General features: G+C 70.3%; 16 protein-coding genes. 13 read left to right on the top strand and 3 right to left on the bottom strand.

The features are described 5' to 3' along the window. Nucleotides 1-1875 (top strand): flagellar hook-associated protein FlgK, encoded by a 1875-nt coding sequence (gene flgK / locus ABE488_RS11065; RefSeq protein ID WP_346448380.1) that lies wholly within the window; start codon nucleotides 1-3, stop codon nucleotides 1873-1875. Further along, a complete protein-coding gene (gene flgL / locus ABE488_RS11060) occupies nucleotides 1872-3074 on the top strand; it encodes a flagellar hook-associated protein FlgL (RefSeq protein ID WP_346448378.1) in 1203 nt (400 codons plus the stop codon). The genes flgK and flgL overlap by 4 nt, the downstream gene beginning before the upstream one ends. Nucleotides 3075-3184: 110 nt before the next feature. Here the strand turns inward: flgL and ABE488_RS11055 are convergent, their stop codons facing one another. From ABE488_RS11055 to ABE488_RS11045, 3 genes are read right to left on the bottom strand one after another with little or no spacing between them, the layout of a single operon-like run. Then, the gene (locus ABE488_RS11055; protein WP_346448376.1) at nucleotides 3185-3595 is read right to left on the bottom strand and encodes a nucleotidyl transferase AbiEii/AbiGii toxin family protein; all 411 of its coding nucleotides are present in this window, start codon (nucleotides 3593-3595) and stop codon (nucleotides 3185-3187) included. Further along, nucleotides 3567-3911 (bottom strand): nucleotidyl transferase AbiEii/AbiGii toxin family protein, encoded by a 345-nt coding sequence (locus ABE488_RS11050; protein ID WP_346448375.1) that lies wholly within the window; start codon nucleotides 3909-3911, stop codon nucleotides 3567-3569. The genes ABE488_RS11055 and ABE488_RS11050 overlap by 29 nt, the downstream gene beginning before the upstream one ends. Next, nucleotides 3895-4404: a helix-turn-helix transcriptional regulator gene (locus tag ABE488_RS11045; protein WP_346448373.1), complete on the bottom strand. Its 510-nt coding sequence runs from the start codon at nucleotides 4402-4404 to the stop codon at nucleotides 3895-3897. The genes ABE488_RS11050 and ABE488_RS11045 overlap by 17 nt, the downstream gene beginning before the upstream one ends. Before the next feature lie 284 nt (nucleotides 4405-4688). Here ABE488_RS11045 and ABE488_RS11040 point away from each other — a divergent pair, with 284 nt between their 5' ends. From ABE488_RS11040 to fliF, 11 genes are all read left to right on the top strand, one after another. Next, nucleotides 4689-6197: a flagellin gene (locus tag ABE488_RS11040; protein ID WP_346448372.1), complete on the top strand. Its 1509-nt coding sequence runs from the start codon at nucleotides 4689-4691 to the stop codon at nucleotides 6195-6197. Nucleotides 6198-6429: 232 nt separating this feature from the next. Beyond that, a complete protein-coding gene (gene fliD / locus ABE488_RS11035; RefSeq protein WP_346448370.1) occupies nucleotides 6430-7827 on the top strand; it encodes a flagellar filament capping protein FliD in 1398 nt (465 codons plus the stop codon). 17 nt (nucleotides 7828-7844) lie between these two features. Further along, a complete protein-coding gene (gene fliS, locus ABE488_RS11030; RefSeq protein ID WP_346448368.1) occupies nucleotides 7845-8261 on the top strand; it encodes a flagellar export chaperone FliS in 417 nt (138 codons plus the stop codon). Then, nucleotides 8258-8569 carry a hypothetical protein gene (locus tag ABE488_RS11025; protein WP_346442568.1) on the top strand — a complete coding sequence of 104 codons (312 nt, stop codon included), beginning with the start codon at nucleotides 8258-8260 and terminating at the stop codon, nucleotides 8567-8569. The genes fliS and ABE488_RS11025 overlap by 4 nt, the downstream gene beginning before the upstream one ends. Further along, nucleotides 8566-9135: a PilZ domain-containing protein gene (locus tag ABE488_RS11020; RefSeq protein ID WP_346442569.1), complete on the top strand. Its 570-nt coding sequence runs from the start codon at nucleotides 8566-8568 to the stop codon at nucleotides 9133-9135. The genes ABE488_RS11025 and ABE488_RS11020 overlap by 4 nt, the downstream gene beginning before the upstream one ends. Nucleotides 9136-9211: 76 nt before the next feature. Continuing rightward, the gene (locus tag ABE488_RS11015; RefSeq protein ID WP_346448366.1) at nucleotides 9212-9844 is read left to right on the top strand and encodes a response regulator transcription factor; all 633 of its coding nucleotides are present in this window, start codon (nucleotides 9212-9214) and stop codon (nucleotides 9842-9844) included. A 167-nt stretch (nucleotides 9845-10011) separates the two neighbouring features. Then, complete coding sequence (gene rpoN, locus ABE488_RS11010; RefSeq protein WP_346448365.1) at nucleotides 10012-11421, top strand: RNA polymerase factor sigma-54; 1410 nt, start codon at nucleotides 10012-10014, stop codon at nucleotides 11419-11421. Between the two features lie 7 nt (nucleotides 11422-11428). Beyond that, the gene (locus ABE488_RS11005) at nucleotides 11429-11824 is read left to right on the top strand and encodes a response regulator transcription factor (protein WP_346448363.1); all 396 of its coding nucleotides are present in this window, start codon (nucleotides 11429-11431) and stop codon (nucleotides 11822-11824) included. After that, nucleotides 11821-13251 carry a sigma-54 dependent transcriptional regulator gene (locus ABE488_RS11000; RefSeq protein ID WP_346448361.1) on the top strand — a complete coding sequence of 477 codons (1431 nt, stop codon included), beginning with the start codon at nucleotides 11821-11823 and terminating at the stop codon, nucleotides 13249-13251. The genes ABE488_RS11005 and ABE488_RS11000 overlap by 4 nt, the downstream gene beginning before the upstream one ends. A gap of 163 nt (nucleotides 13252-13414) precedes the next feature. Then, the gene (gene fliE, locus ABE488_RS10995; protein WP_346442578.1) at nucleotides 13415-13810 is read left to right on the top strand and encodes a flagellar hook-basal body complex protein FliE; all 396 of its coding nucleotides are present in this window, start codon (nucleotides 13415-13417) and stop codon (nucleotides 13808-13810) included. Nucleotides 13811-13833: 23 nt separating this feature from the next. Then, entirely contained in the window at nucleotides 13834-15534 is a 1701-nt protein-coding gene (fliF, locus tag ABE488_RS10990; RefSeq protein WP_346442579.1) for a flagellar basal-body MS-ring/collar protein FliF, read from the top strand. Nucleotides 15535-15540: the final 6 nt, after the last annotated feature.

Below are 15540 nucleotides of genomic sequence, written 5' to 3'. Positions count from 1 at the left end.
ATGGCCAACGTCCTCACCACCGGCACCAGCGCCCTGATTGCGTTCCAGCGGGCGCTGTCGACCGTCGGCCACAACGTGGCCAATCTCAAGACGCCCGGCTATAGCCGCCAGCAGGTCGAGTTCACGACCGGCACCCCACGCGACATCGGCGTGGGCTATATCGGCAGCGGCACCCGGATCAGCGACATCCGCCGCGTCGCCGACGATCTGGCCAATGCGCGGCTGATCGACAGCGGCGGCGAACTGGCCCGCTTGCAGCAACTCTCCAGCCTCACCGGCCGCGTCGACAGCCTGATGTCCGAATCGGCCACCGGCATCGCCGGGCAATGGTCGAACTTCTTCGACGCCGTCAGCGCCCTGTCGTCCAAGGCCTCGGCATCGGCCGAGCGGCAGAGCCTGCTCGGCGACGCCAAGGCGCTGACGTCGCGCTTCCAGCAATTGCACGGCGAGTTCGGGCGCCTGGCGACCGAGGTCGACAACGGGCTGGTCGCAGGCGCCACCGAGGTCAACCGGCTGGCCGGCCAGATCGCCCAGCTCAACGCACGCATCAGCAGCGCGTCGACCGCCTCGCCGGACCTGCTCGATCAGCGCGACCAGTTGATCACCGAACTCGTCGGCTGGACCGGCGGCACTGCGGTGGCGCAGGACGGCGGCGCGATCAACGTGTTCTCCAGCGGCGGCCAGGCGCTGGTCGTCGGGGCGCAGGCCTCGCAACTGACCACCGTCTCCGACCCTTACCGTCCCGAACGGCAGCAGCTCGCGCTGCAGGGCACCGGCCAGACGGTGCGCATCGACGAGCGTGCGATGGGCGGACGCCTGGGTGGGCTGCTCGAGTTCCGCAGCCAGGTGCTGGACCCGACCCAGGCCGAACTGGGCCGCATCGCGCTGGGGCTGGGCATGCGCTTCAACGCCGGGCACGCCGCTGGTGTCGACCAGACCGGCGCACGCGGCGGCGATTTCTTCAGCGTGCCCGCGCCGGTGGTCTCCGGCCACACGGCCAACGGCGGATCGGCACGGCTGTCGGCCAGCGTCGCCGACCTCGCCGCAGTCGATGGCCGCAATCTGGTCGTGCAGTGGCGCGATGGCGCCTGGTCGGCCAGCGATGCGGCCACCGGTGTCGCGGTGCCGGTCGCAGGCACCGGCACCGCCGACGATCCGTTGCGGGTGGGCGGCATCGCGTTGGTCGTCGACGGCACGCCCGCGCAGCAGGACCGTTTCCTGCTGCAGCCCACCGCCCAGGTCGCCGGTGGGCTGGCGGTGGCGATCACCGATCCGGGCCGGATCGCCGCCGCGACGGCGGTGCGTGTGGATGCCGCGCTCGACAACCAGGGCAGCGGCAAGCCGTCGGGCATGCGCGTCGATGATGCCCAGGCCGCGCTCGCGGGCCCGGCCAGCATCGAGTTCCTCGACGGCGATCAGTACACGATCAATGGCGACGGGCCGTTCCCCTACACACCGGGCGCGCGGATCCAGGCCAATGGCTGGTCGTTCGTCCTCGACGGCGGGCCGGCCGCGGGCGATACCTTCACAGTCGGCCCGACCGGCGCCGGCTCCAGCGACAACGGCAACGCCGCCCTGCTCGCCGGGCTCGACGACCTGCGCCTGCTCGACGGCGGCAACGTCAGCCTCAACGGCGCGATCTCGGGCCTGACCTCCGCCGTCGGCTCCACCGCCCGGCACGCGGCCTACGCCGCCGAAGCGCAGGCGGTGGTGCACACCCAGGCGGAGTCGGCGCGCGCCAGCATCTCGGGCGTCAATCTCGACGAGGAGGCAGCGAACATGTTGCAACTGCAACAGGCCTACCAGGCCGCCGCGCAGATCATCTCCACTGCCGACACCCTGTTCCAGTCGATCCTGGGGGCGGTCCGCCGATGAGCAATCGCATCTCCACCAGCATGCTCTACCAGCAGTCGATCGCCTCGCTGCAGTCCAAGCAGGCGTCGCTGGCGCGCCTGCAGCAGCAGATGAGCACCGGGCAGAAACTGCTGACCGCCAAGGACGATCCGGTCGGCGCCGGCGCCGCGGTCGGATTGGATCGGGCGCTTGCCGAACTCGAACGCTTCGGCAAGAACGGCGACGCCGTGCGGCACCGTCTGGGGATGCAGGAAAGCGCGCTGACGCAGGCCGGCGGCATCATGGGCCGGATCACCGAGCTGACCGTGCGCGCCAACAGTGCCTCGCTGTCGGACGGCGACCGCCAGGCCATCGCCATCGAAATCACCAGCCTGCGCGACAGCCTGCTGGAAGTGGCCAACAGCCCCGACGGCGCCGGTCGCTACCTGTTCGGCGGCACCCAGGACGGCAGCCCGCCGTTCAGTCGGGTCGCCGGCAGCGTTGCCTATGGCGGCGACCAGACCCAGCGCCAGGTCGAGGTCGCCCCGCAACTGTTCGTCGCCGACACCCTGCCCGGCAGCGATGTGTTCCTGCGGGTGCGCACCGGCGATGGTCGCGTGGACGTCGCCGCGCAGGCCGGTAACACCGGCACCGGTCGGGTCGGCAGCTTCTCGGTCGCCGATTCGTCGCGCTGGGACGGCGGCCGGTACCGGATCGCGTTCGGCGAGGACGGCGCCTATGAGGTGCGCGATGCCGCCGGCGAAGTGGTCGCCAGCGGCACGCACGTCGACGGCGAGGCCATCGCCGTGCAGGGCGTCCACGTGGTGCTCGGCGGCACGCCGGCCGATGGCGATGCGTTCGAAGTCGGCCCGGCGACGACGCGCGACGTGTTCGCGACCATCGACCGCCTGCTCGGCGCGCTGGCGCTCGATCCGACCACCGACGCCCAGAGGGCTGCGCAGCAGAATGCCCTGCAGGGCGCGATGCGCGACATCGCCACGGCGCAGGACCACTTCATCGATGCGCGCGCCGCCGGCGGCGCCCAGTTGTCGGCGCTCGACGGCGCCGATAGCCTGCGCGGCGCCCAGGGCCTGACCATCGAGTCCACGCTCTCGGGCCTGCGCGACCTCGACTACGCCAAGGCCATCGCCCAGTTCAACCTCGAGAAGGTCGCGCTCGACGCCGCCCAGCTGAGCTTCGTGCAGATGCAGCGCTTGTCGCTGTTCGATCGGCTGCGCTGACCCAGGCAGCATCGCCGCGCGTCGCACGGCCAGCTACGCGCAGGGCGCCTGGACGTCCACGGCGCGTCCGCGAAACGTCTTCTGCACGAGCCCCCACGTTCGCGATACGCTCAGGCCTGCTCCATGCGCTGCAGTCTCAGCCGCAACGCGCGGAGCCGTTGCTGCAGCAAGGCTGGCGGCAACGTCATCGACATGGCTCGCATGCAACGCGCCAGGTGTTCGGGTCGGCGATGCAGCGCCTCCAGCGCCCGTTGAAGGTCTCGCACGACAACATCGCCATAGGCGCTCCGGGCCTTGGCGATGGCGGGTCGCAACGTGCTGGGCGCCGGCGCCATCATGGCCAAATCCAGGGCGTCGCGCGAGAACGCGCTGTCGTCTGCCCAGCGATCGGCGTTCGCGAGCAGCTTGCTTGCCACGAGATCGGGGCGCGTGAGCGTCGGAATGCCGCAGATCGTGTCGCGAACGCGGGGCGTGTCGAATTCGATCCTGCCCTCAAGCACGATCTCGAACTTGATCGGCACACCGTCTACATCGAGCCATGCCCGAATGCCGTATTGGTCCGCGCGAAGGGCGCGGGTCACCGTCGGTGACGTCCGACCGGCCTTCAGGATGGGCGTCAGATGTGCGACCGGCCAGCATCTGTCGCAGGCAGCGATATCCGGCAACATCCGACACCATCAGATCGATGTCCACCGATTCGCGATACTCGCCGTGGGCCAAGGCGATGGCGGTGCCACCACCGAACCAGCATTGGGCCTGGCGCAGGCGGTCGCCGTCCAACGCGTCGAGCACAGCGGCGATCCGGCGGTGATGACCGCGTTCAAACACCGAGGACATCCACGTCGAACACCTGCGACAACGCATCGATCAAGGCGCGCTCCCCGGAGGCGAGCGCCGCGATGTCCAGATGTCGCCGATTGCGCTCGTAAAGCGCCAGCGCCTCCCGCGGTGACAGGATCGTGGCGCCGTCGCCGACCTGCCACGCCAAGCGCTGCAACTGCGCGTAATCGGAGAGGCGGATCGTCAGCGGCAGCGCTGGGAGATCCGAAGGCGCGGATGCAGTCGAAGCCGCACCTGGGACTTCGATCTCGACCTCAAGCCCCAGCGCATGCACCGCCGCGAGGACATAGCCCCAAGCGACGGAGGTCTCGCCGCGCTCCAGTCGATGCCAAGTGACGCGCGACATGCCTGCAGCTTCAGCGGCGGCCGTCATGCTGATGCCCAGCGACTTGCGCCTGTCGCGCAGCCTTTGCCCGCTATACCTGGCCTGGGTTGCCACGTCGGGAACACGTTCGACAGTCACGGCAGGCTCCTCGGTTTCGTTGCTCATCCTATACATTTCGCACGAAATGTAAATGAATGGATACAAAAAGCCAATGAACAACAAGACTGTGTTCGGTCGCCGCGACTCGGTGCCTCCCGCGGACCTCACCTAGGCCCAGCGAACGGGCAGATGGCAACCGGTCCCATGATGTGCAACGACAACCCTAAAGCCCAGCCCCGGCACGCCGTTAATGGTGTCAGCAGAGGACAGGGCCGGTGAGACGGCAAGCCCCTGCGGAGCCACCCGGCAAGGCCCTGTACCCGCCGGATCCCTCATCCAGGAGACCAGCAATGTCCGTCATCAACACCAACACCATTTCGCTCAACGCCCAGCGCAACCTGTCGACCAACAGCGCCAGCCTGTCGACGACGATCCAGCGCCTGTCCTCGGGCCTGCGTATCAACAGCGCCAAGGACGACGCCGCCGGCCTGGCGATTTCCCAGCGCTTCAGCACCCAGATCCGCGGTGCCAATCAGGCCGCCCGCAACGCCAATGACGGCATCTCGCTGGCACAGACCGCCGAAGGCGCGCTGGGCGAGATCGGCAACAACCTGCAGCGCATCCGCGAGCTGTCGGTGCAGTCGCGCAACGCCACTAACTCCGGCACAGACCGTGCTGCGCTCAACGCCGAAGTTCAGTTGTTGAAGTCGGAGATCCAGCGCGTCGCCGAGCAGACCAACTTCAACGGCAAGAAGCTGCTCGACGGCAGCTTCCAGAACCAGGCCTTCCAGGTCGGCGCCAACCAGGGGCAGACGATCAGCGTTGCGCAGATCGCAAACGCCAATATCAGCAAGCTCGGCAACTGGAACGAAGCCGCCACTTCGGCAACGGCCACGGGCGTCGCCGCGACCGGCGGCGCGGATGCGGGCGGCGGCGCTGCCACGCCGGGCACGCTGGCCTTCGACACTGCGGGCGTCGCCAATGCGGCCGCTGCGTTCACGTTCGCGGTCAACGGCACCAACGTGGAGATCGCCGCCGCGGCCGGTCGTGACGCGGCCGGGCTGGCCACCGCGATCGCCGCGGGCATCACCGACCAGGCCGCGGGCCTGACCGCCGCCGCGGACAACGGCGTCGTCACCTTCAGCAACACCTCCGGTGCCGCTGTCGCGTTGACCGGTGGGATCACCGGTGCAGTGGCCGCGCAGACCGAAGCCGGCGCTGCCACGCCGGGCAGCTTCACCGCGGGCAGCTTCACGCTGCAGGGCGTGCTGCCGTCGGGCGACAGCTCCGAGGCGATCACGATCAGCTACGGCGCCGCGGGCAGCGCGTCGGAGCGCGCCAGCAACCTGGTCACCGCGATCAACAACCAGAGCTACAACACCGGCGTGACCGCCGCGCTCGACGACAACGGCAATGTCGCGCTGTCGTCGGCGAATGGCAACTTCACGGTCGGCGCCGCCCAGGGAGGCGATGCCGCAGGCCTGCTCGAACAGACCGGCCTGACCGCTGGCACGACGGCGAACTTCGCCCAAGGCGCCGCCGCGACCGGCTTCGCCCAGCTCGACATCTCGTCCGAGCGTGGCGCCGAAAACGCCATCCTGGCGATGGACGCGGCCCTGAAGTCGGTCAACTCGGCCCGCGCCGACCTGGGCGCCGTGCAGAACCGCTTCAGCTCGGTCGTGGCGAACCTGCAGACCGGGTCGGAGAACCTGGCGGCCTCGCGCAGCCGCATCGTCGACACCGACTTCGCCAAGGAGACCGCCGAGCTGTCGCGCACGCAGATCCTCCAGCAGGCCGGGACCGCAATGCTGGCGCAGGCCAACCAGATCCCGCAGAGCGTGCTGAGCCTGCTGCGCTGATCGCGCCGCACATCCCGCACTGACGTGGACGCAACCCGCCTTTCGGCAACGAAAGGCGGGTTTCGCTTGTCTGCAGACCCTGTGCGGAACATACCGGCGGGACGCCGATCGTCCGCTGGCATGCAACCTGCATGTCCGACGTCGACTCAAGCGCGGCGCGTCGGCGCCGATATCCATTCCATACGGCGCGTGCCTGCACGGCGCGGCGTCGGCGGGCAACGGGAGACCGGACATGGCGGACTATTCCTTCGGCTACGGCGGCGTGGGCTCCGGCCTGGACATCAGTGCGATCGTCACCAAGCTGGTCAACACCGATCGTGCGCCGCACGACACGCGCCTGAACAAGCTCGAGACCAACGCCAAGTTCAAGCTTTCGGGCCTGGGCGGGGTGACGTCCGCATTCGACGGCCTCAAGACCGCGCTCGATGCCCTGCAAAAGCCTGAGGCGCTGGGCGCTCGGATGGTCAGCTCGCGCTCGACGACCGGCACGCCGCCCAGCGGGACCGTCACCGATACCGTGCTCGGCGCCACGGTCGGCGGCAATACGCCGCTGGGGCGTTACGAGGTCGTGGTCGAGCGCCTGGCCACCGCCCACAAGCTGGTCGGCGACGGCATCGGCAAGGCCACCAAGTTCGGGGCCGGTACCCTGCGGGTCGGGATCGGCAAGGATATCGTCGATGTCACCGTGGCCAAGGACGCCAGCTTGGCCGACATCCGCAATGCGATCACCGCCGCCGCCGGCAAGCACGGCGTGCAGGCCGCGCTGCTGACCTCCGACAAGGGCCAGCACCTGTCTCTGGGCAGCGCCAAGACCGGCGCGGCGCATGCGATCACGATCTCGGTGCTCGAGGGCGACAGCGCTCTGCACGGCCTGGTCGACGGCCTGGCGGAGCAGACGCCCGCCAGCGACGCGCGGATCGCCATCGATGGGCTGGTCAGCACCAGTGCCAGCAACACCGTCACCGATACGGTGCAGGGACTGACTCTCAAGCTCAAGGATGCCGGGACGAGCATCGTCGAGGTCGACGCCAATCCCACCGGCAGCCGCGCCGCGGTCGAAGGCTTCGTCAAGGCCTACAACGCCGCTCTGAACGCCATCACCACCGCCACCAGCTACAACGCCGAGACCAAGACGCCGTCGTCGCTGACCGGCGATGCGCAGATGCGCGGCGCCGGCTCCCAACTGCGCGGGGTGATGAGCGAACTGCTCGGCCAACTCGCCGCCCAGGGGCTGGATGCCAAGACTCTGGGCCTGCAGACCCAGGGCCACCCCAATCCCAACGGCAATCTGGTGCTCGATGCCGCCAAGTTCGACGCCGCGATGGCCGAGAATCCGGCCAAGATCGCGGCGGCGTTCACCGGGCAGACCGGCATCGCCAGCCGGCTCAACGCGGTGGTCAAGACCTATGTCGGCAAAGAAGGCTCGTTCACTTCGCGCAAGGACGGACTCGATGGCCAGCTCAAGGACATCGGCAAGCAGCGCGATGCGCTGGAGTTGCGCATGAAGGGCGTCGCCGAGCGCTACAAGGCGCAGTTCGTCGCCCTCGACAAGCTCATGGCGCAGATGAGCACCACCAATTCCTATCTCGCCCAGCAGCTCGCCGCGCTGTCGGCGCAGACCTCGAAGTAATCCCTCGGAGACGCCCGATGATGCCCCGCAACTATGCCCAGCAGTACCGACAGACGCAGTTGGAGGGCGCCGTCATGGAGGCCGATCCGCACCGGCTGGTTGCGTTGCTGCTGGCCGGCGCCTGCGAGCGCATCCGCCTGGCTGAAGCCTGCCTGGAACGGGGCGATCAGGCGCGCAAGGGCAAGGCAATCGGAGAGGCCTGCGCGATCGTCGGCCATCTCGACGGCTCGCTCGACCACGAAGCCGGCGGCGAGATCGCCGCCAACCTCTCCTCGCTCTACGACTACATCGTCCGTCGGCTGACCGAAGCCAACCTGCAGAACGACCCGACCGGCCTGCGCGAGTCGCTGGCGCTGCTGGCCGAGGTCGATGCCGCCTGGGCCGCGATCGGGCCCGGCAAGGCGGCAAACGAAGCGACCGGCGCATCGGCATGAGTGGGCTCGAGGCCCTGCACCGCGACCTCGCCGCGCTCGATGCGGCGATCGCGCACGATGACGTGGAGACCGCGGCCGGCCTGCTGGACGCCTATCACCAGCGCCTGCAGGCCACGGTGGGGCCCGCAGTGGGCGCATCCGCCGGGCACGCGCCACCGGCGCCGGCGCTGCGCGCCCTGCTCGACGCCCAACTCGCGCTGACCGCACGCCTGGGCGCACGCCGCGACACGGCCGCCGCGCGGTTGCGGCAGGCACACCGTGCCAACGCGGCCTCCAGGCTCTATGCCGGACTGGAGCAGACGCCGTGAATCCGCTTGCATCGACCACGCCCGCCGAAGCCGAGGCGCGGCTGTTCGGCGACGCGCTGAGTTGCGAGCTCGACCTGCCGATGGCCATCGAACCGGCCGACGGCGCCGGCCGACAGGCCGAGGCCATCACCCTGCTGTCGGCACTCGCCCACATCGAGGACCTGCGCAAGGACGACGGCGGCGAGGACCACGGCGACCTGCCGCTGCTGGCCCAGCGCATGGACGCCAAGCTCGACCTGATCCTCGCCCTGCTCGGCCGGCTGGCGCGGCGCGACGACGGCCTGGTCGATCGCCGGCTGCACTGGTCCTGCCATGGCCTGCGGGTCGACCTGGAACCGGGCGAGCATCTGCCGCCGGGCGCGGCCGCGATCGTGCGGCTGCAGCCGGCCGACTGGCTGCCCGACCATCTGGCCTTGCCGGCGACCGTCGTGGCCTGCGAACAAGGCCATGCCGGGAGCCGGGTGTGGCTGGCTTTCGCCGGTCTGCGCGCCGACCTCGTCGAGGCACTGGACCGCCATCTGTTCCGCCTGCACCGGCGCCAGGTCGCCGAACAACGGCGGCGCTGAAACCCGCCTGCCCCGCGCTGACGTATCCTGTCCACCGGGAGGCCGCTCAGACGGCGGCCAGGAGGGGACCGGGCTGGTGCGCGTATTGATCGTCGATGACCACACGCTGGTGCGGGCCGGCCTGGACCGGCTGCTGCAGGGCTTCGACGACGTCGATGTGTGCGCACAGGCCAGCGGCGCCGACGAGGCGCTGGCGCTGAGCCTGGCCCATCGCCCGGATCTGGTGCTGATGGACCTCTCGCTGCCCGGCCGCAGCGGCATCGAGGCCATGGTCGCGATCCGCGCACAATTGCCCGCCACCCGCGTGCTGATCATGTCGATGCACGACGACGCCCAGCACGTGCGCACGGCGATCGAACGCGGCGCGACCGGCTTCATCGTCAAGGACGCCGCCCCGATGGAACTGGAACTGGCGCTGCGCACCGCAGCGGCCGGCGAGCTGTATCTCAGCCCACGGCTGTCGTCGCGGCTGATGGCACCGATGTTCGGCCGCCCGGTGCAGGGCGGCGTCGATGCGCTGTCCAGGCGCCAGCAGCAGATCCTCGACCTGATCGGTCGCGGGCGCAGCAGCAAGGAGATCGCCGCCGAGCTTGCGATCAGCATCAAGACGGTGGAAACCCACCGTGCACGCATGATGGAGACGCTCGGTTGCCGGCGCGCCAACGACTTGGTGCTGCTCGCCGCGCGGCAGCGGCCGGCCGGAGACTGACGCCGCGCCGCCGGAATTCCGGCGCCGGTGCCGATCGGCGTGTGGGGGAAACCCCGACAGCAGTCAGGCAATCCCTTGCCGACGTGGGGAACGGCCCGATAGCGTTGCCGTCACGCCGCCTTCACGATGCCTGCACGCGTCGACGTCCGGCGCGACGGGATTCCGACATGAAGGCCTCCGCCTCGCTGCAGCTCGGCCAACAGCTGCACCTCACACCGCAGTTGCTGCAGTCGATCCGTCTGCTGCAGCTCGACGGGCAGCAACTGGAGCTGGAAGTGCGCCGCGTGCTCGCGCACAACCCGATGCTGGAGCTCGACGAGGTCCCCGTCGCCGCGCCCGCTCCGGTCGATACCGACGCCATCCCCGATGGCCGGGTCGAGGTCGCCGCGTTCGACGAACTGCCCGACAGCACGATGTGGGACGTGCGCAGCGCCAGTTGGAGCGGCGATGACGACGGCCTGCAGCGGATCGCGGCCGAGCCGTCGAGCGATCCGCACTGGCGAATCCTGCAGCGCCTGGCGCTGGAACTTTCGGACGCGCAACTGGCGATCGCCGCGTTCTGGCTGAGCCACTGCGACGAGGCCGGTTATCTGGTCGCGCCGCCCGAGGCGCTCGCCGAACAGGCGCCGACGCAGTTGGGCTGCTCGGCGGCGCAAGCCGAGGCGGTGCGCCAGCGGCTGCTGGCCGGCGATCCGGCCGGCATCGCCGCCCGCGACGTGCGCGAGTGCCTGCTGGCGCAACTCGACGCCCAGCCCGGCCACGTGCCCGGCCGTCCGTTGGCCCGGCGCCTGGTCGCGGTCGCGCTCGACCTGCTGGCCGCGCACGATGTCGATGCGATCGCCCGCCGTCTCGACCGCGCGGTCGAGGATATCCACGAAGCGATCGCGCTGGTGCGCGCGCTCGATCCGCGCCCGGCCCAGACCGGCGCCCCCGTATCCGACGACGCGGTCGTGCCCGATGTCGTGGTCTGGCATGCCGACGCCGGCTGGCGCGTCGCATTGAACCCGGTCACAACCCCGCGCGTGACGATCAACGCCGGCTACGAGCGGTTGCTTGCCGATGGCGGCGAGGCCGCCGCGCCGATGCGCGAACTGCTGCAGGAGGCCCGCTGGTTCGCACGTGGCCTGTCGATGCGTTACGACACCTTGCTGCGCACCGCGCGCGTGTTGGTCGAACGCCAGGCGGCCTTCCTGGCCCAGGGCGAGGAAGCCATCGCGCCGTTGACGCTCAAGGAGGTCGCCGAGGCGATCGGCATGCACGAATCGACGGTCTCGCGGATCACCACCGGCAAGTATCTGCAGACGCCACGCGGCACGATCGAGATGAAGCGCTTCTTCGCAGTGCGCCTGGAAGGCGCGGAAGTCTCCGGCGCCGCGGTCCGGGCGATGGTCCGGCGGCTGATCGAGGCCGAGCCGCGGCACCGCCCGCTGGCCGACGACGCGATCGCCGCGCTGCTCGCACGCCAGGGCGTGCACATCGCGCGGCGTACCGTCGCCAAGTACCGCGAACAGCTCGACATTCCGCCCGCACGTCTGCGCCGCGCCCCGGCGTCCGCGCCACTGGCCCGAACGGCCTGAGACCCCCATGGACAAGATCAAGGTACTGCTGGTCGACGACCACGACGGCTTCATCAATGCCGCGCTGCGCCACTTGCGCCGACTGGACTGGCTGGACGTGGTCGGCACCGCCGGCAACGGCCTGGAGGCCATCGCGCAATCCGAGGCGCTGCGCCCGGATGTGGTGCTGATGGACCTGGCGATGCCGGAGATGGGCGGCCTGCAGGCCGCGCGGTTGATCAAGGCGCAGGACGACCCGCCCTACATCGTGATCGCCAGCCACTTCGACGACGCCGAGCACCGCGAGCACGCCACGCGCGCCGGCGCCGACAACTTCGTCAGCAAGCTGTCCTATATCCAGGAAGTCATGCAGATCCTCGAAAGCCTGCGCCATCCGCAGGGCGAGCCGGGAGCGCAGCTGTGAGCGAGCCGCGCATCCTGGTCATCGACGCCGACGGCGACCGCGCCGAGCGGCTGTGCACGCTGCTCGAATTCATGGACCTGCGTCCGCGCTGGGTCGCCGAGGCCGGCGAGATCTCCACCGCGCGCCACCGGTCCAGCGACTGGGTCGCAGTGCTGGTCGGCGACATCGCCGCCGACGATGCCGCCGCGCCCGCCTTCTTCGGCTGGCTGGGCCAGGCCGGCATCGCGCCGCCGGTGCTGTTGATCGACGGCGAAGCGCCGACGTTCGCTGCCGCGCACGGCCTGCACGAGGCCGGGGTGTGGACGCTGGAATCGCCGCTGCGCCACGCCCAGCTCGAGAACCTGCTGCGCATCGCCAGCCTCAAGCGCATCGATGCCGACCGCCAGGCCTCGACCGAGCAGGGCTTCGGGCCGACCGGCAGCAGCGAGCCGGTCCGGCGCCTGCGACGCATGATCGACCAGGTGGCGCCGTTCGACACCACGGTGCTGGTGCTGGGCGAATCGGGCACCGGCAAGGAAGTCGCCGCGCGCGCCATCCACCAGCGCTCGGCCCGACGCGATGGGCCGTTCGTGGCGATCAACTGCGGTGCGATCCCGGCCGAACTGCTCGAAAGCGAGCTGTTCGGCCATGAGAAGGGCGCGTTCACCGGGGCACTGTCGGCGCGCAAGGGCCGCTTCGAGATGGCCGAGGGCGGCACACTGCTGCTCGACGAGATCGGCGACATGAGCCTGCCGATGCAGGTCAAGCTGCTGCGCGTGCTGCAGGAGCGGTGCTTTGAGCGCGTCGGCGGCAACCAGTCGATCCGCTGCGATGTCCGCGTGATCGCGGCGACCCACCGCGACCTCGAGGCACGGATCGGCGAGGGCCAGTTCCGCGAGGACTTGTTCTACCGCCTCAATGTGTTCCCGATCGAGATGCCGTCGCTGCGCGAACGGCGCGACGACCTGCCCGAGCTGATGGCCACGATCGCCGGCCAGCTGGCGCGCAACGGCCGCGGCGAGATCCGCTTCGCGGCCGACACGATCGAGGCCCTGGCCGGCTATGCCTGGCCGGGCAACGTGCGCGAGCTGAGCAACCTGGTCGAGCGCCTGGCGGTGCTCAATCCAGGCGGCATGGTGCGCGTGCAGGACCTGCCGCAACGCTACCGCGAGCATCTGATCGACACGCCTGCGGCGACGCTCGCGGCGCCGACGGCGGACGTCCAAGCGCCCGCTGCGACCGCGGACGCGGCCGAACCGACGCAGTTGCCCGAGGACGGGCTGGACCTGCGCGACCATATGGCACGGATCGAGCTGGGCCTGATCCGCGAGGCGCTCGAGCGCAGCGACGGCGTCGTCGCGCACGCCGCGCAGTTGCTGGGCCTGCGCCGCACCACGCTGGCCGAGAAGCTGCGCAAGTACGGCATCGAGCGCGAACTGGCCGCCTGAGCGGACGCCGCGCCCGCCACCCGGCAACCCGAGAACGCGCGCCGCCTTTGTCGGGCGGGCAAAACCGCGCATCGGGTGCGGCGCCAAGAGTCCGGCGCCACTGTCGCAAGGCACGCGGCACGCGACTTGCATCGTCCCGGCAGGCTTCCGACACCCCGCCCCCATGAGCCATTCGGTCAATTCGATCCTCTCGCAGATCCGCAGCTTCCAGGGCCAGATGCCGGCCATGGCGCAGGCGCGCGAGACGATCGCCGCCGATGCCGCGCGCTCGGATGCGATCCCGGTCCAGGGCCTGGGCGGCGCGCAGGCGCCGGGTGGCGTCGCAGGCGCGGCAAGCCCGAGCTTCGGCGCGACGCTGCGCAACGCGATCGAGGGCGTGAACGCGGCGCAGCAACGCAGCGGCGCGCTGGTACGCGCATTCGAGCTCGGCGAGCCGGGCGCGGATCTGGCCAAGGTGATGGTGGCCTCGCAGCAATCGCAGGTGGCATTCCGCGCCACGGTGGAAGTGCGCAACCGTCTGGTACAGGCGTACCAGGACGTCATGAACATGCCGCTGTGACGGCACCGGAGACCGACTGACCCATGGCGATCCCGCTTCCCAAGGATGTCTTCAACGCCGACAAGGCCGGCGGCAAGGCAGTCGAGGTGCTCGACCGGCTAGAGAAGATGCAGCTCGCCCGCCGCCTGGGCAAGATGCTGCTGCTGGCCGCGGCCATCGCCGGCGGCCTGATCGTGTTCTTCTGGTCGCAGACGCCCGGCTACGTGCCGCTGTACGCCGGCCTCGACGCCAAGGCCACGGCCGAAGCCACCGACCTGCTGCGTACCGCGCAGATCCCGTTCCGCATCGACCAGGCAACCGGCGCGATCTCGGTGCCCGAGCAGAACGTGCACGACGCCCGCTTGAAGCTCGCCGGCTCCGGGCTGACCGAGTCGGGTCGGCTGGGCTTTGAGTTGATGGAGCGCGACCCAGGCTTCGGGGTCAGCCAGTTCGTCGAGACCGCGCGCTACCAGCATGCGCTGGAGACCGAACTGGTGCGCACGATCGCAGCCCTGCGCCCGGTGCGCGACGCCCGCGTGCACTTGGCGATCCCCAAGCCCAGCGCCTTCACCCGCCAGCGCGAGGCCGCCAGTGCCTCGGTCGTGCTCGAGCTGCGCGGCGGTGCCAGTCTCGAGCGCGGACAGGTCGACGCGATCGTGCACCTGGTCGCCTCCAGCATCCCCGACCTCGCGCCCGAGCGCGTCACCATCGTCGACCAGAACGGCCGCCTGCTCAGCGACAGCCGCCAGGACCCGGACGCGGCGATGAGTGCGCAGCAGTTCGAGCAGGCGCGGCGCCAGGAGACCTCGTTCAACCAGCGCATCCGCGAGCTGCTCGAGCCGATGACCGGCGCCGGCCGGGTCAACGCCGAGGTCACCGTGGACATGGATTTCTCGGTCAGCGAAGAAGCGCGCGAGCTCTACAACGCCGAGCCGCCCAAGCTGCGCAGCGAGCAGACCAGCGAGAACAGCGCGCCCGCGGGTCCCCAGGGCATCCCTGGCGCGACCAGCAACCTGCCCGACACCGCCGCCAACCCGGCGCCAGTCGATGCGGCGGTCGCCGCGGCCGCAGGCAACACGGGCGAATCGTCGCGCAGCGCGACCCGCAACTACGAGCTCGACCGCACGCTCAGCCACACCCGCCAGCCTGGCGGCCGGATCCGCCGGGTCACCGCCGCGGTGCTGGTCGACCACGTGCCGCGCACCGGCGCCGACGGCGCGACCACGCTGCAGCCGTTGACCGCGGCCGAACTGCAGCGCATCGAGGCGCTGGTGCGCCAGGCGGTCGGCTTCGACGAGGCCCGCGGCGACGTGGTGTCGGTGATGAACGCGCCGTTCGTGCGCGAGACGCTCGACGACGTCGGCGCGGTGCCGTGGTGGCAGCAGCCGATGCTGCGCGACATCGCGCGGATCGCGCTCGGCGCGCTGGTCGTGCTGGCGCTGCTGTTCGGCGTGGTGCGCCCGGCGGTGCGCCAGATCACCGGGCCGTCGGCCAAGCCCCGGCGCGGCGCCGACCCCGAGACTGCCGAGGTCGTGCTGCTCGACGACGAGGCCGTGCCGGCGCTCGCCGACGACACCGCGCAGATCGGCGCACTGTCGGGCCCGGCGCACGCGCAGGCGGCGATCGCGTTGCCGTCCGATGCCTATGAAGACCGCCTGCGGCAGGCCCGCGAGGCGGTGAAGACCGATTCCAAGCGCGTGGCGCAGGTGGTGAAGGGATGGCTGGGCGATGAAGCGACCACCTGACATCGG

Source organism: Luteimonas sp. TWI662 (assembly GCF_039673825.1).
GTDB lineage: Bacteria > Pseudomonadota > Gammaproteobacteria > Xanthomonadales > Xanthomonadaceae > Luteimonas.
This window is presented reverse-complemented; position numbering and strand designations above follow the sequence as displayed.

Coding starts and splice junctions, on each gene's coding strand:
- ABE488_RS11005 (WP_346448363.1), top strand. CDS start 11,429: ATGGACAAGATCAAGGTACTGCTGGTCGACGACCACGACGGCTTCATC.
- ABE488_RS11045 (WP_346448373.1), bottom strand. CDS start 4,404: ATGAGCAACGAAACCGAGGAGCCTGCCGTGACTGTCGAACGTGTTCCC.
- fliE (WP_346442578.1), top strand. CDS start 13,415: ATGAGCCATTCGGTCAATTCGATCCTCTCGCAGATCCGCAGCTTCCAG.
- ABE488_RS11025 (WP_346442568.1), top strand. CDS start 8,258: ATGAGTGGGCTCGAGGCCCTGCACCGCGACCTCGCCGCGCTCGATGCG.
- fliD (WP_346448370.1), top strand. CDS start 6,430: ATGGCGGACTATTCCTTCGGCTACGGCGGCGTGGGCTCCGGCCTGGAC.
- flgK (WP_346448380.1), top strand. CDS start 1: ATGGCCAACGTCCTCACCACCGGCACCAGCGCCCTGATTGCGTTCCAG.
- flgL (WP_346448378.1), top strand. CDS start 1,872: ATGAGCAATCGCATCTCCACCAGCATGCTCTACCAGCAGTCGATCGCC.
- ABE488_RS11050 (WP_346448375.1), bottom strand. CDS start 3,911: ATGTCCTCGGTGTTTGAACGCGGTCATCACCGCCGGATCGCCGCTGTG.
- rpoN (WP_346448365.1), top strand. CDS start 10,012: ATGAAGGCCTCCGCCTCGCTGCAGCTCGGCCAACAGCTGCACCTCACA.
- fliF (WP_346442579.1), top strand. CDS start 13,834: ATGGCGATCCCGCTTCCCAAGGATGTCTTCAACGCCGACAAGGCCGGC.
- ABE488_RS11040 (WP_346448372.1), top strand. CDS start 4,689: ATGTCCGTCATCAACACCAACACCATTTCGCTCAACGCCCAGCGCAAC.
- fliS (WP_346448368.1), top strand. CDS start 7,845: ATGATGCCCCGCAACTATGCCCAGCAGTACCGACAGACGCAGTTGGAG.